This window comes from Nocardioides sp. REDSEA-S30_B4 (assembly GCF_001627265.1).
Taxonomy (GTDB): Bacteria; Actinomycetota; Actinomycetes; order Propionibacteriales; family Nocardioidaceae; genus Nocardioides.
On record NZ_LUPI01000061.1, the window covers coordinates 1 to 12,683 of the forward strand.

12 protein-coding genes are annotated in these 12,683 nt (G+C 73.9%); 6 read left to right on the forward strand and 6 right to left on the reverse strand.

The annotated features are described in order from the left end of the window. Positions 1-103: 103 nt before the first annotated feature. Positions 104-1,603 carry an FAD-binding protein gene (locus A6R01_RS12020; RefSeq protein ID WP_292606160.1) on the reverse strand — a complete coding sequence of 500 codons (1,500 nt, stop codon included), beginning with the start codon at positions 1,601-1,603 and terminating at the stop codon, positions 104-106. Positions 1,604-1,742: 139 nt separating this feature from the next. Between A6R01_RS12020 and A6R01_RS12025 the strand changes: the two genes are divergently transcribed. Further along, positions 1,743-3,242, forward strand: a complete 1,500-nt coding sequence (locus tag A6R01_RS12025; protein ID WP_292606162.1) for a potassium/proton antiporter — start codon at positions 1,743-1,745, stop codon at positions 3,240-3,242. A gap of 36 nt (positions 3,243-3,278) precedes the next feature. On the opposite strand, the gene A6R01_RS12030 is transcribed toward A6R01_RS12025, so the two are convergent. The 3 genes from A6R01_RS12030 to A6R01_RS12040 all read right to left on the reverse strand — a co-directional run bounded on the left by A6R01_RS12030 (position 3,279) and on the right by A6R01_RS12040 (position 4,431). Next, on the reverse strand, positions 3,279-3,803 hold the full coding sequence (locus A6R01_RS12030) for a LytR C-terminal domain-containing protein (RefSeq protein ID WP_292606164.1): 525 nt from the start codon (positions 3,801-3,803) through the stop codon (positions 3,279-3,281). Beyond that, positions 3,800-4,114, reverse strand: coding sequence for a type II toxin-antitoxin system VapB family antitoxin (locus A6R01_RS12035; RefSeq protein WP_292606166.1), 315 nt, complete (start codon positions 4,112-4,114; stop codon positions 3,800-3,802). Before A6R01_RS12035 ends, A6R01_RS12030 begins: the two co-directional genes overlap by 4 nt. A 101-nt stretch (positions 4,115-4,215) precedes the next feature. Beyond that, positions 4,216-4,431, reverse strand: a complete 216-nt coding sequence (locus A6R01_RS12040; protein WP_292606167.1) for a hypothetical protein — start codon at positions 4,429-4,431, stop codon at positions 4,216-4,218. A gap of 199 nt (positions 4,432-4,630) precedes the next feature. Here A6R01_RS12040 and A6R01_RS12045 point away from each other — a divergent pair, with 199 nt between their 5' ends. Continuing rightward, a complete protein-coding gene (locus tag A6R01_RS12045) occupies positions 4,631-5,125 on the forward strand; it encodes a nuclear transport factor 2 family protein (RefSeq protein ID WP_292606169.1) in 495 nt (164 codons plus the stop codon). A 49-nt stretch (positions 5,126-5,174) separates the two neighbouring features. Here A6R01_RS12045 and eccCb read toward each other — a convergent pair whose 3' ends face one another. After that, complete coding sequence (gene eccCb / locus A6R01_RS12050; protein ID WP_292606171.1) at positions 5,175-7,820, reverse strand: type VII secretion protein EccCb; 2,646 nt, start codon at positions 7,818-7,820, stop codon at positions 5,175-5,177. Further along, positions 7,730-9,088, reverse strand: a complete 1,359-nt coding sequence (locus tag A6R01_RS12055) for a hypothetical protein (RefSeq protein ID WP_292606173.1) — start codon at positions 9,086-9,088, stop codon at positions 7,730-7,732. The genes eccCb and A6R01_RS12055 overlap by 91 nt, the downstream gene beginning before the upstream one ends. Positions 9,089-9,138: 50 nt before the next feature. Between A6R01_RS12055 and A6R01_RS12060 the strand changes: the two genes are divergently transcribed. From A6R01_RS12060 to A6R01_RS12075, 4 genes are all read left to right on the forward strand, one after another. Then, on the forward strand, positions 9,139-10,530 hold the full coding sequence (locus A6R01_RS12060; RefSeq protein ID WP_292606175.1) for a hypothetical protein: 1,392 nt from the start codon (positions 9,139-9,141) through the stop codon (positions 10,528-10,530). 243 nt (positions 10,531-10,773) lie between these two features. Further along, the gene (locus A6R01_RS12065) at positions 10,774-11,106 is read left to right on the forward strand and encodes a WXG100 family type VII secretion target (protein WP_292606176.1); all 333 of its coding nucleotides are present in this window, start codon (positions 10,774-10,776) and stop codon (positions 11,104-11,106) included. A 29-nt stretch (positions 11,107-11,135) separates the two neighbouring features. Beyond that, entirely contained in the window at positions 11,136-11,432 is a 297-nt protein-coding gene (locus tag A6R01_RS12070) for a WXG100 family type VII secretion target (protein WP_292606178.1), read from the forward strand. 138 nt (positions 11,433-11,570) lie between these two features. Further along, positions 11,571-12,683, forward strand: a 1,113-nt coding sequence (locus A6R01_RS12075) for a phosphatidate cytidylyltransferase (RefSeq protein ID WP_292606180.1), incomplete at its 3' end; no start/stop codon positions are given.

Consider the following 12,683-nt stretch of genomic DNA (forward strand, 5'->3'; position numbering starts at 1 on the left):
TCGTTCCTCGACGCTGTAGACACCTTCGATGGGCAAGTCGATCACTCCTAGATCAGAGCGACTGACTCACACGCAGACTGGCAGACAGGGCCAGTGGCAGGGTCTATCGGCCGGCCGACAAACCTTGCCCGGCAGCCACACCCGCCGCGTGCCGGCCGGCCCGGCGCCCGAAGAACGAGCCCTCGCCGAGCTGGGTGCCGGAGCAGTAGCCCTTGCCGTCCTGGGCGATGTTGGAGGCGCAGGCGCCGGCGGCGTACAGCCCGGTGACGACCGAGCCGTCGGGGCGCTGGACGCGGCCGTCGAGGTCGGTGCGCATGCCGCCGAGGGTGAACCCGGCGTACATCGCCTTGCCCAGCCGCAGGTCGAAGGCCGCCCACGGGCCGGCGTCCTGGGGCGCCAGGAACTCCCTGCTCTTGTGGAAGTCGGGGTCCTCGCCCTTCGCGGCGTGCTCGTTGTAGCGCGCGAGGGTCTCCTGGACCGAGCCCTCCGGCAGCTCCAGCGCCTGCTCGAGCTCGGCGATGGTGTCGTAGGCGTCGATGATCGGCACCAGCATGGAGTAGTTGGTCAGCTCGCCGTGCTCACTGTCGACGATGACGTACGCCGCGGAGTCCGGCTGCTCCATCACGTGCTGGGAGGTGCGCGAGTGGTAGCTGTCCTCGGCCACGAACCGCTGCCCGTGCTTGTTGACGATGATCCCGGTCAGCAGCGAGGCCGGCGGGTAGACCGGCGCGGTGATGAACGGCTCGTCCATGTGCTTGAGCTCCGCGCCGACGGACTCGCCGAGCCGGATGCCCAGCCCGTCGTCGTACGTCGACCCGAGCGTGAAGAGCTTCGAGCCGAGCGCGGGGGTGTGCGCGGCGACCATGTCGGGGTTCATCACGAACCCGCCGGCGGCCACGACGACCGCGTCCGCGGCGACCACCCCGCTGCGCTCGAACGACTTCCAGGCCACGCCCACCACCGCTCCGGAGTCGTCGGCGACCAGGTTGGTCACGCCGGTCTCGTAGCGCACCTCGGCGCCGGCCTCGGCGAGCCGGTCGCGGAGCAGGTCCATCACCATCTTGGTGCCCTCGGTGTCCCCCGCGACGGGGACCTTGTGGCCGCGGGGAGCCGGACGGGCCTGCTCCTTGTAGGGCCAGACCTTCTCGTTGCCGGTGAACATCAGCCCCTGGGTGCCGGGCTGGATGACGGCCTTCTCGGGGTAGTAGGAGCGCTCGAACTCGAAACCGAGGGCCTCCAGCCAGCCGAAGTGCTCGACCGAGCCGTCGCAGTAGGCGCGGATCTTGTCGTGCTCGGGCTCCTTGGAGACCGCGACGAGGTACTTGTACATCTCCTCGGCCGAGTCCTCGTGACCCGTGGCCTGCTGCACCGGCGTGCCGCCGCCGAGGTAGAAGTGGCCGCCCGACATCGCCGAGGTGCCGCCGTGCACCGCGGCACGCTCGAGCAGCAGCACCCGGTCGCCGGCGCGGGCCGCCTCCAGGGCCGCGCTGCCGCCGGCGATGCCGAAGCCGACCACGACGACGTCGAAGCGCTCGGCCCCCTCGAGGGCGGAGGCGGGCAGGGCGGCGGGGACGGCGGTGCCGGAGGTGCTGGTGTCGCTCATGACACCAAATCTAGAACAAGTTCCACTTTTCCGGAACGACTGGCCGGACACCTGTCCAGCGCGTCGGCGCCGGGGTGGCGCGGGCGCGTACGTCGATAGGATCGGACCCCGCCGACCACGACACCACGACAGGGGCGAGATGACCGTCGACGTGCAGGCTCTCAACGAGTTCGTGCTCATCGGCTCGGCGGTCACGCTGCTCGCGATCCTCGCCGTCCGGCTCTCCAGTCGCGCGGGGCTCCCCTCGCTGCTGATCTACCTGCTCATGGGCGTCGCCCTCGGCGAGGCCGGGCTGGGCATCCCGTTCGCGGACGCCGAGCTGACCCAGGCGCTGGGGTTCGCCGCCCTGGCGGTGATCCTGGCCGAGGGCGGCCTGACCACCAACTGGCGGCAGATGCGCTCCTCGATCCGTCTCGGCGCCTCGCTGGCGACCCTCGGCATCGTCGTGTCGGTGACCCTCGTCGCCGTCGCCGGCCACTACCTCCTCGGCCTCCCCTGGCAGCTGGCGGTGCTGCTCGGGGCGGTGTGCTCGCCCACGGACGCGGCGGCGGTGTTCTCGGTGCTCCGGGTCGTGCCGCTGCCCAAGCGGCTGACCGGGGCGCTCGAGGCCGAGTCGGGTCTCAACGACGCGCCCACCGTCGTCCTGGTCGTCCTCGTCTCGACCGGCGCGGTCAGCGACCACCACCCCGGTGTGGTCGTGGCGATGGTCGTCGGCCAGCTCCTCGGTGGTGTCGCCGTGGGCCTGGCCGCCGGGGTCGGCGGTGCCTGGCTGATGCGTCGGGCGGCGTTGCCCACGGCCGGTCTGTACCCGCTCGCCGTGCTGTCGCTGACCTTCCTCTCCTACGGCGCTGCGGCGGCCGCCCAGGCCTCCGGCTTCGCTGCGGTGTACGTCGCTGCGCTGGTGCTCGGGAACTCCGAGCTGCCCCACCGCGGCGCCACCCGGTCCTTCGCCGAGGGCGTGGCCTGGCTGGCCCAGATCGGGCTGTTCGTCATGCTGGGCCTGCTGCTCTCCCCGGGCCGGATCACCCTGTCGACGGTGGGCCTGGCGCTGGCCGCCGGGCTGGTCCTCACCTTGGTCGCGCGGCCGATCTCGGTGGCGGTGAGCGCCGTGGTGCAGCCGATGCCGTGGCGCGAGCTGGCCTTCCTGTCCTGGGCCGGGCTGCGCGGCGCGGTGCCGATCGTGCTCACCACGATCCCGATGGCCGAGGGGATCGACGGCAGCGAGCGGCTCTTCGACCTGGTCTTCGTGATGGTCGTGGTGTTCACGCTGCTGACCGGTCCGACGCTGCCGTGGGCGGCACGGGTGCTGCGGGTGGCGCGCCGCTCCGAGCCACGCGACCTCGATGTCGAGGCGGCCCCGCTGGAGCGGGTGGCCGCGGACCTGCTGCAGGTGACGATCAGCCCGCGGTCGCTGATGCACGGGGTCGAGGTGGGCGAGCTGCGACTGCCCCAGGGGGCGTCGGTGTCGCTGGTGATCCGAGACGACCAGACGCTGGTGCCCGAGCGGCGTACCGTCCTGCACGCCGGCGACCACCTGCTCGTCGTCACCCCGCGCCGCCAGCGCGAGCAGACCGAGAAGCGGCTGCGGCAGGTCAGTCGCGGCGGGCGACTGGCCCAGTGGCTCGGTCCGGTGCGTTGAGCCCACCGCGGCCGGGGGCGGGGCCAGGGGCGGGGCTCACGGCGCGCAGGCCGCGCCCTCCTGCTTGGCGGTGACCGACGAGCGGCCGGGACGCAGGTCGCCGAAGTCGTTGCCGACGACCACGACCACGCCGGGCAGGTCGACGAGGTCGACCGGAGCCTCGCGGACCGGCGAGGGCTTGGGCAGCACGCTGCGCACCAGCACGACGGCCGGGTCGCGCTTGTCCGCGGCCCACACCTGCACCTTGGCGACCTCGGTGTCGCGCGGGGCGTTGCTGCTGGTGCCCTCGCGGAAGCCGCGCTCGACGAAGCCGTCCATCACGGCGCCGGCCAGGCCCTCGCGGCTGCCCGCGTTGAGGATGGTGACCTCGACCTGCGAGGCGTCCAGGCGCTCGCCCTCCACGACCGTCCACGGCTCGCAGACCCCGGAGTCCTCCGCCTCCCCGCGGCCCGGCAGCGGCGCGGTGGCGTTGGACCAGCCCCAGGCGAGCATCACCAGGAGCAGGACCGCCAGGACGCCGAGCGTCAGGGCGGTGCGGAGACCGGCAGGCAGGTCGATCATGCGGTGCGCTTCCCGTGGGCGGCGTGGTCGAGGACCCGGGCGTGGAGGACGGGGCGCTGCTGCAGCGCCGCACGCAGCGCGCGGTGCAGGCCGTCCTCGAGGTAGAGCTCGCCGTGCCAGTCCACCACGTGGGCGAAGAGGTCCCCGTAGAACGTGGAGTCCTCGTCGAGCAGGGTGCCGAGCCAGAGCGTGTCCTTGGTGGTGACCAGCTCGTCGAGGCGCACCTGGCGCGGGGGCAGCGCGGCCCAGTCCCCGGACGAGAGTCCGTGCTCGGGGTAGGGGCGTCCGTCGCCGACCCGCTTGAAGATCACGGCCGCGAGTCTAGTGGGGGGCCGGGACGTCGACAGCCGCCCACCGGAGGGGGTGGGCGGCTGTCGTGGGGGTGGTGCTCAGGAGGAGGGAGCGGAGCGCGTCAGGCGCTCCAGCGCACCGAGTCGTCGACGAAGTCGGCCAGCGCGTGCACGCCGCGCAGGTCGCGGCGGGTCTCCATGAGCGCGGTGAGGCGCTGGGAGTGGCGCAGGCGCAGGGCCGCGCGCTGCTCGCCGAGCTTGTCGGCGGCGGTCTTGAGGTCGGTGGTGTTGGCGGTGCTGGCGGTGGTGCTGGCGGTGACGGGGGTGGTGTCGGCCATGGTGTGCTCCTCGGGTCCTGGAGATTGATCAGTGCTCTCAGCCTGCGCCCGCCAGATCGCGCGGAGGTTGACGCCGGGTTACGGGGATGTTGTGCGCCATGTGATGTGGATCGCTCCAATCCCTGTGTGGGCTGGGGATCGGTCAGTGGGGACGACCGGCTCGCACGGTGCGACTGGACAAGCGGCGTACGCTGCCGCCGTGAGTGAAACTGGAACAGGTTCTACCTCGGGCGCGTCCTCGGAGTGGCGCGACCACGAGGACGTCAAGGCGCTGAAGTACCGCTACCTGCGCACCCTGGACACCAAGCAGTGGGACGACTTCGAGGCGTGCTTCCTGCCCGAGGCCACCGCGGACTACAACGGGCTGGAGTTCGCCGACCGGGCCGCGCTGGTCGACTACATGCGCACCAACCTCGGCGAGGGGATGATCACCCTCCACCAGGTCCACCACCCCGAGATCACCATCGACGGCGACACCGCGACCGCGCGGTGGTACCTCCAGGACAAGGTCCTCGTCGCCGCGTTCGGGTTCATGCTCGAGGGTGCGGCGTTCTACGAGGACCGCTACGTACGTACGCCGGAGGGCTGGCGGGTCGCGCACACCGGCTACCGCCGCACCTACGAGGCGACGTACAACCTCGCCGACCTGCCGTCACTGAGCGTCAAGGGCCCCGGCGAGCACACGCACGTCTGAGTCCAGCGCTTCACACGGTGGGCTCAGACGGTGGGCTCAGACGGTGGGCTCAGACGGTGGGCTCGCTCCACGCCACCTGCACGGTCTCGACCCCGCGGTCGCGGGTGACCAGCCGGCCGCGTCCGGGCGGCAGGGGCGTGGGGCGCAGGGTGCCGAGCAGCGGACCCTCGTCGGGGCTGCCGGAGAGCAGCAGGCCGGGCATCGCGAGGTCGCGCAGGGTCTGGATCACCGGCTCGTAGAGGGCACGTGAGGCACCGCCGGAGCGACGGGCCACGACCACGTGCAGGCCGACGTCGCGGGCCTGGGCCAGCAGCGGCTGCAGGGGCGCCAGCGGCGAGCTCTGCTGGGTGGCGACGAGGTCGTAGTCGTCGACGACCACGAACACCTCCGCCCCCTGCCACCACGACCGGCTGCGCAGCTGCTCGGGGGTGACGTCGGGGCCGGGGATGCGCTGCTCGAGGTAGGCCGCGAGGTCGCGCAGCGCGGGCGTCGCCTGCTGCGCGGAGGTGAGGTACTGCAGGAGGTGCCCCTCGGGGACCTCGCCGAGCAGGGAGCGCCGGTAGTCGACGACCACCACCTGTGCCTCGGCGGCACCACGGGTGCGGGCGACCTCCTGGACGTAGGCGCGGAGCAGGGCGCTCTTGCCCGACTGGCCGTCGCCGAGGACCAGCAGGTGCGGCTCGGCGTCGACGTCCAGCCCCAGCGGGGCCAGCTCGCGCTCGTCCACGCCGAGGAGCAGCGGCCCGCCGGCCGGCTCGTCCGCTCCGGCGCTCTCGCCCGCGCCGGCCATCCGGCGTACGTCGTCGAGGTCGATGCGCTCGGGCAGCAGCCGCAGCTTCGGGCCGGCCGGCCCCCGCCACGCGGCACCCACCCGCCGCACGAGGTCCTCGACGCCGTCGCCGAGGTCGTGGCCGGTCGGGGCGGCGTCGATGCGCGGAAGGGCGCCGAGGAAGTGCAGCTTGGACTGCACGAGGCCGCGGCCCGGACGGCCGGTGGGCACGAGCGCGGCGAGCCTGCGGTCGATCTCGGAGTCGATGTGGTCGCCGAGGCGCAGCTCGAGCCGGGTGCCGAAGACGTCGCGCATGGCGGCGCGGAAGTCCGACCAGCGGGCCGCGCCCGCCACGACGTGCAGGCCGAAGGTGAGGCCGCGCCCGGCGAGCTGCTGGATCTCCATCTCCAGGTCGTCGAAGTCGGCGCGCAGCGTCGACCAGCCGTCGACGACGAGGAACACGTCGCCGAACCCGTCGTCGGCCGCGGCTCGGCGCCGCCGTGCCCGGTAGGTCTCGATCGAGTCGATGCCCTGCTCGCGGAAGTAGGCCTCACGCCGGTCGACCACACCGGTGACCTCGGCGAGGATGCGACGGACCACGTCGGGCTCGGAGCGGGTGCCCACACCGGCGACGTGCGGGAAGTCGGCCAGGGGAGCGAACGTGCCGCCGCCGAAGTCGAGGACGAAGAACTGCGACTCCTGTGGCGTCGTCACCAGCGACGCGCTGGCCACGATGGTGCGCAGCAGCGTCGACTTGCCGCTGCGCGGGCCGCCCACGACCGCCACGTGACCGGCGGCCCCGGACAGGTCGACGGTCAGGGTGTCGCGGCGCTGCTCGCGGGGACGGTCCACCGTGCCGAGCGGCACGGTGAGCCCGCCGAGGGCGCGCCAGGACGGGGAGTGCAGGCCCAGCGCCGGGTCCTCGACCAGGTCGCCGAACAGCCCGTCGAGCGTGTCGGGCTCCTCCAGCGGCGGCAGCCAGACCTGATGCGCGGCCGGGCCACGACCGGCCATCCGGCGTACGGCGAGGTCGAGAAGCGAGGTGTCGCTGACCGGCTGCGGGGCGACCGGCTCGGGGGCGGTGTCGGGCTCCTGCTCGAGCGGGCGGACCGAGGCGACGGTGAAGGGGAGGATGCCGCGGACGTGGCCGCCCTCGTCGCGACGCACCGGAGCGCGGCCGCTGGGCGGCCCGGAGACGTAGGCGGCCTTGAACCGCTGCATCGTGGTCGGGTCGGGCTTGAGGTAGCCCAGACCGGGCACGGCCGGCAGCTCGTAGGCGTCGGGCACCCCGAGCACGGCCCGGGACTCCTGGGCGCTGAAGGTGCGCAGTCCCACGCGGTAGGACAGGTGCGACTCCAGGCCGCGCAGCCGGCCCTCCTCCAGGCGCTGGCTGGCGAGCAGCAGGTGGATGCCCAGCGACCGGCCCAGGCGGCCGATGGCGACGAAGAGGTCGATGAACTCCGGCTTGGCGCTGAGCATCTCGGAGAACTCGTCGACCACGACGAACAAGGAGGGCAGGGGGGCGAGGTCCTCGCCGGCGGTGCGTGCCTTCTCGTAGTCGCGCACCGAGGCGAAGTTGCCGGCCTCGCGCAGCAGCTCCTGGCGACGCACCATCTCCCCGGACAGCGCGTCCTGCATGCGGTCCACGAGCGTGAGCTCCTGGGAGAGGTTGGTGATGACCGCCGAGACGTGCGGCATGTCGGACATCCCGGCGAAGGTCGCGCCGCCCTTGAAGTCGACCAGCACCATGTTGAGCTGCTCGGGCGAGTGCGTCATCGCCAGCCCGAGCACCAGCGTGCGCAGGAACTCCGACTTGCCCGAGCCGGTCGCGCCGATCACGAGGCCGTGCGGGCCCATGCCCTGCTGGGCGGACTCCTTGAGGTCCAGGTGGGCCGGCAGGCCGCCCTCGCCGACGCCGATCGGCACCCGCAGCCGGTCGCGTGCCGGCCGCGCCGGGCGAAGGCCTCCGCGGTCGCCAGGTCGCACTGGTCGCCGCGGGCGCGCACCGGCTGCTCACGGACCCGGACCGCCTCGAGGGCGACCGTGCCGCTGGCTCGGGCGTCCCCGGTCGCGACCGGGGTCGGGGCGCTCGCGACGGCGGCGGGGTCGTCGAGGATCGCCAGCCGCAGCCGGGTGGCGTCCTCGAGCTCGTCCCAGCGGGACGGCAGGTCCACGACGGTGACGCCGTGCAGCCCGTCGGGCGGGACGACGTGGTTGCCCGGGGGGAGGTCGGCGCCGTCGAGCAGCAGCAGGACGTGCGGCACCGCGGGACGCTCGTCGGCGCCGAAGCGGGGCCGGTCGGCCAGGTCGGGGGGCAGCAGGTCGGCGAGCTCGTCGAGGGAGGTGGCCACCATCCGTCGGGGGCCGACGGCGTCGGTGACCCGCGCGGAGTGGGCGTGCGGCAGCCACTTCACCCAGTCCCAGTGCGCCAGCTGGCGCTCACCGGCCAGCACCGCCACCACGAGCTGGTCGGGGGAGTGGAAGGCGGTGGCCGAGCACACCAGGGCCCGGGCGAGGCCGCGGGCGGAGGTCTCGGAGCCGCACACCTCGATCCGGTCGAAGGCGCGCAGGTCGAGCGAGGCCGGCAGGTCGGGCTGGTTGCGGTGCACGACCAGCAGCCGGTGCAGGGCCGACGCGGCGGCCGGGTCGACCTGGTCGATGGGGGCGCTCTCGGGCGGGACGAGCCGCAGCGCGAGCTCCTGGCTGCACACGCCGTACCGGACGTGGAGGAAGGTCGGGTCGCCGGCGCCGCGCTCCCACACCCGGCTGCGCTCCTCGGCCAGGGCGGGCAGCGAGCCGGGCTCGGGGTGCTGCCAGGTCAGCGCGCGGCGCTGCTGGGCGGCGGCCTCACGGGCCACCGTCCGGACCGAGGAGAGGTAGCGGAGGTACTCGGTGCGCGAGCCGGTCACCGACTGCGCACGCTGCTTCCGCTGCCGGTCGATCTGCACGACGATGAAGCCGAGCGTGGCGAAGAGGAACATGCCCGCCGCGATGTAGGAACGACCGCCCCCGCCGCCGGCGCCCATCGAGGCGACCAGGACGATCGACCCGAGGCTGCCGAGCATCGGGATCGCGTTCATCATGACGCCCGACGCGCCCTCGGAGCGGTCGAGCTCCGGCGGCGCCTGGAGTCGGAGCTCACCCGAGGGCATCTCGGGTGCCTCGAGGCGCTGTCCGCGCAGGGTCGTCGTCACGGCGAGCGACTACCCTTCACCCAGCGCGGCGAAACCGATCGGGAGGTGCAGTGGCGGCAGGTGCGGGCGACGTCCTCGCCCTCAGCGTGCACGGCCCCCGCGGCGTGGTCGACCTCGTGGTCCCCGCCGGCGCGACCGTCGCCGACGTGGCGGCGGAGTACGCCGCGCAGCTCGGCCTCCCGGTCGCCCCCGACCTCGCGGGCGGCTCGACCGGCCCGCTGGACCCCTCGCGGTCGCTGAAGGAGGCGGGGGTCGGTGCCGGCGCCCTGCTGGTGGCGGTCGAGCCGGCGCCGGTGGGGGCGCTGGCGACCTCGGCCGAGCTCCCCGCTCCACCCGGCGTCCCGTCCGACGGGGTCGGCCCGGGCCCCCTGCCCGGACCTGCACCGGGCCTGCTGGGAGGCCTGCTGCTGGGGCTCGCCGCCCTGCTCGGCGTGCTGGCGGGCTGGGCCGGAGCCGCGTCCGAGGGCGGGGCACGCACCGCCACCGTGACGCTCCTGGTGCTCGCTGCGCTGGTCGCGGCGCTGCCGGGCCGCTCGGTCCCCCACCGGGCCCTGCTGGCCCCGGTCTACGCCGGCGCAGCGGCGTACGCCGTGGTGTGGGAGCCGGTGCCCGAGCGCTGGCCGGTGCTGCTGGGCGTGGTGGCGCTGGTCTCCGCCGTGGCGGCCGGCGTGGCCCGGGTGCTCGCGCCGGGTCCGTCCGAGGCACTGCGCGTCTGGACCGTCGTCGGCGCCACGCTCTTCGTGCTCACCACGCTCGGGGCGCTGGTCGGCGCCCCCGCCCCGGTGGTGTGGTCGGTGCTGCTGGTGCTCGCGGTGCTGGCCCCTCGCTTCGTGCCCGGCCTGGCCGTGGACGTCCCCGACCAGCTGCTGGTGGACCTGGAGCGGCTCTCGGTCAACGCCTGGTCCGCGCGCGAGCGACCCGTCGGGCGGCGCGGGCGCACGGTCGTGCCACCGGCCCTCGTCGACGAGGTGGCCTCGCGCGGCGCGGTGGTGGTCACCGCCGCGTCCGCCGCGGTGCTCGCCGTGGTCGTCGTGGTGGCCCCGGCGCTGCTCGCCGCGGTCGTCCACACCCCCGACGTGGTGGGTGCGAGGGCGCTGGTGCTGCTGGGCGGCGCCGCCCTCCTCCTGGCCGCCCGCAGCTACCGCCACCGCGCCGCCCGGGCGCTGCTCCGGCTCGCCGGGCTGGGCGTCTGGGTGGCGCTCCTGCTCGACCTGGCCGCCTCGTTGCAGGCCGGTGCCGGACTGCTCGTCGGCGCGAGCGCGGTGGCCGTCGGGCTCGCGCTGGTGGCCGCCGCGGTGGCCACGGGCAGGGGCTGGCGCTCGGCCTGGTGGTCGCGCCGCGCGGAGGTCCTCGAGGGGCTGGCGGGCGCGTTCGCGCTGGCGGCGCTGGTGCCGGCGACCGGGCTCTTCCGGCTGCTGTGGGAGAACGTCCCCGACGTCTGAGCATCCGCCTGACCGTCCGCCTGACCGTCCGGCGGCCGCTCGTCGACCGCTCCTCGACCGCTCGTCGACGGGGCCGTCGGGGTTCTCCACAGCCGGGGCAGGCGCTGGTTTAGCGGGCAAAGACCCGGGTACACGCCCTGACGTCGCGCAGCGCCGGGCCCGCAGGGGCGCGCCGGTCACCGCGGGACGGACGACACCCACATCTCGGGCGACGGGGTCGCCTCCGAGGAAGGAGCAGTTCCCATGGCAGCAGCCGACTACGGACAGGGCGAGAAGACCCTGTCGCGGGCCGCTGGACTCGTCGCCGACGCCAAGGCGGAGTTCGACGGCATCTCCAAGCAGCTCATGACCAACGTCGAGACCCTCCGCAGCCAGTGGGGCGGGCAGGGCTCGACGGCGTTCCAGACGCTGGCGATGGCGTGGAACGAGAAGCAGCAGAAGATCGTGAGCGCGCTCAACGAGTTCGAGCAGAACCTCATCACCACCGAGAAGGACAACGTGTCGACCGACGACGCGCAGCAGTCCTCGATGACCGCCCTCCAGAACTCGCTGGGCGCCCTGCCCAACGGTCGCTGACCGGGCCAGGACAGGAGAAGGAGACAGACATGTTCGACGGCATCAGCGTCAACCACGGCGGCCTCGACATCGGGGCCGGCGACCTGGCCAACGGGGTCAAGGCCATCGAGGACCGGATGAACCGCCTCGAGGACGACCTCAAGGAGCTCAAGGGCTCGGGCTGGTCCGGCTCGGCCCAGCAGGCCTACACCCAGGCCAAGGCCCAGTGGGACCAGGCGATCAACGAGATGAAGGACCTGCTGGCCAAGACCAGCGTGGCGGTCTCCACCGCCAACCAGGACTACCGCTCCGCCGACCAGCGCGGCGCGGCCCTCTTCGGCGGCTGAGCCGCACCCGCGTGAGTCGGCCCGCCCTCCCGGTCCAGACCGGGGGGACGGGCCGCTTCGACGTGGGTAGGAGCCCGGCACCACACCGCCCCTGACCCCGATCCCCACCCCCGGCAACCCCTCTCGGGAGGACCACCCATGAGCACCGCGCCCCCCAGCGCCGGCCCCGCGCCCCTGTCCGGCCTGGTCCGGGTCACCGTGGCCTCCGGGAGCCGGCGCGTCGACCTGGTGCTCCCCGGTGCGGTCCCCGTGGCCGAGCTGGTGCCCGAGCTGGCCCGCAGCGTGGGGCTGCTCGACCCGCTCACGGTCCACGGCGGCTACACCGTCACCGGCCCCGACGGGCGCCGGCTCGCCGGCGACGCCGGCCTGGTGCTGCAGGGCGTCGAGGACGGGGCGCTGCTCACCGTGAGCGCCGGCGTGGACGCCGAGCCGCCCCGGGTCTACGACGACGTGGTCGAGGCGATGACCGACGTCGTGGAGCGCGACCTGCGGCCCTGGTCGCCGGCCTCGGGCCGGCGTACGGCGCTGGGAGCCGCGGGCCTGCTGCTCGTCCTCGGCGCGGGCAGCCTGCTGCTGCAGACCGACTCCACCCTCGCCGGCACCGCCGCCGCCCTCGTCGCCGCAACGCTGCTCGCCGGCTCCGTCGTGCTCTCCCGGGTCCAGGGCGAGCCGGAGGCGGCGGTCGCGGTCTCCTGGACCGCCTCGTTGTACGCCGTCGTGGCCGGTCTGCTCCTCGCCGCCGACGGCGGCTTCGGCCCCTCGGCCGTGGGCGCCGGTCTCGGCGCGATGGTCGTCGTCTCGCTGTTCCTGTTCAAGGACGTGTTCGTGGCGGTCGTCGTGCTCGCGCTCGGCGTCGGCCTGTGGGAGCTCGCCCGGGCCCTCGGGACCGCCGGCATCAAGGTGCCGTTCCTGCCGGTGCTCACCGGTGGAACGCTGATGCTCGTCGGCGCGTACTACGGCGGCATGGAGACCGCCGCGGTCGCGATGGCGCTGACCGTCATCGGCACGCTCGTGTGGCGACTCTCCGACGGTGCGGACGGGTTCGTCCGTGACGCGAGCGCCGGGGTGTTCTGCCTGTCCTACCTGCACCTCATGGGCGTCTTCGTCATGCTCATGCTGGTCGAGACGGACGGTCCCTGGCGCATCGTGGCCTTCATCGTGGCGACGGTCGCCTCCGACGTCGGCGGCTACGCCGCGGGGGTCTTCCTCGGCAAGCACCCGATGGCCCCGACCATCAGCCCCAAGAAGTCC

What these genes read in the sequence shown, in the direction of transcription:
- A6R01_RS12020 (WP_292606160.1), bottom strand. Translation starts at nt 1,603, where the DNA reads ATGAGCGACACCAGCACCTCCGGCACCGCCGTCCCCGCCGCCCTGCCC.
- A6R01_RS12025 (WP_292606162.1), top strand. Translation starts at nt 1,743, where the DNA reads ATGACCGTCGACGTGCAGGCTCTCAACGAGTTCGTGCTCATCGGCTCG.
- A6R01_RS12030 (WP_292606164.1), bottom strand. Translation starts at nt 3,803, where the DNA reads ATGATCGACCTGCCTGCCGGTCTCCGCACCGCCCTGACGCTCGGCGTC.
- A6R01_RS12040 (WP_292606167.1), bottom strand. Translation starts at nt 4,431, where the DNA reads ATGGCCGACACCACCCCCGTCACCGCCAGCACCACCGCCAGCACCGCC.
- A6R01_RS12065 (WP_292606176.1), top strand. Translation starts at nt 10,774, where the DNA reads ATGGCAGCAGCCGACTACGGACAGGGCGAGAAGACCCTGTCGCGGGCC.
- A6R01_RS12070 (WP_292606178.1), top strand. Translation starts at nt 11,136, where the DNA reads ATGTTCGACGGCATCAGCGTCAACCACGGCGGCCTCGACATCGGGGCC.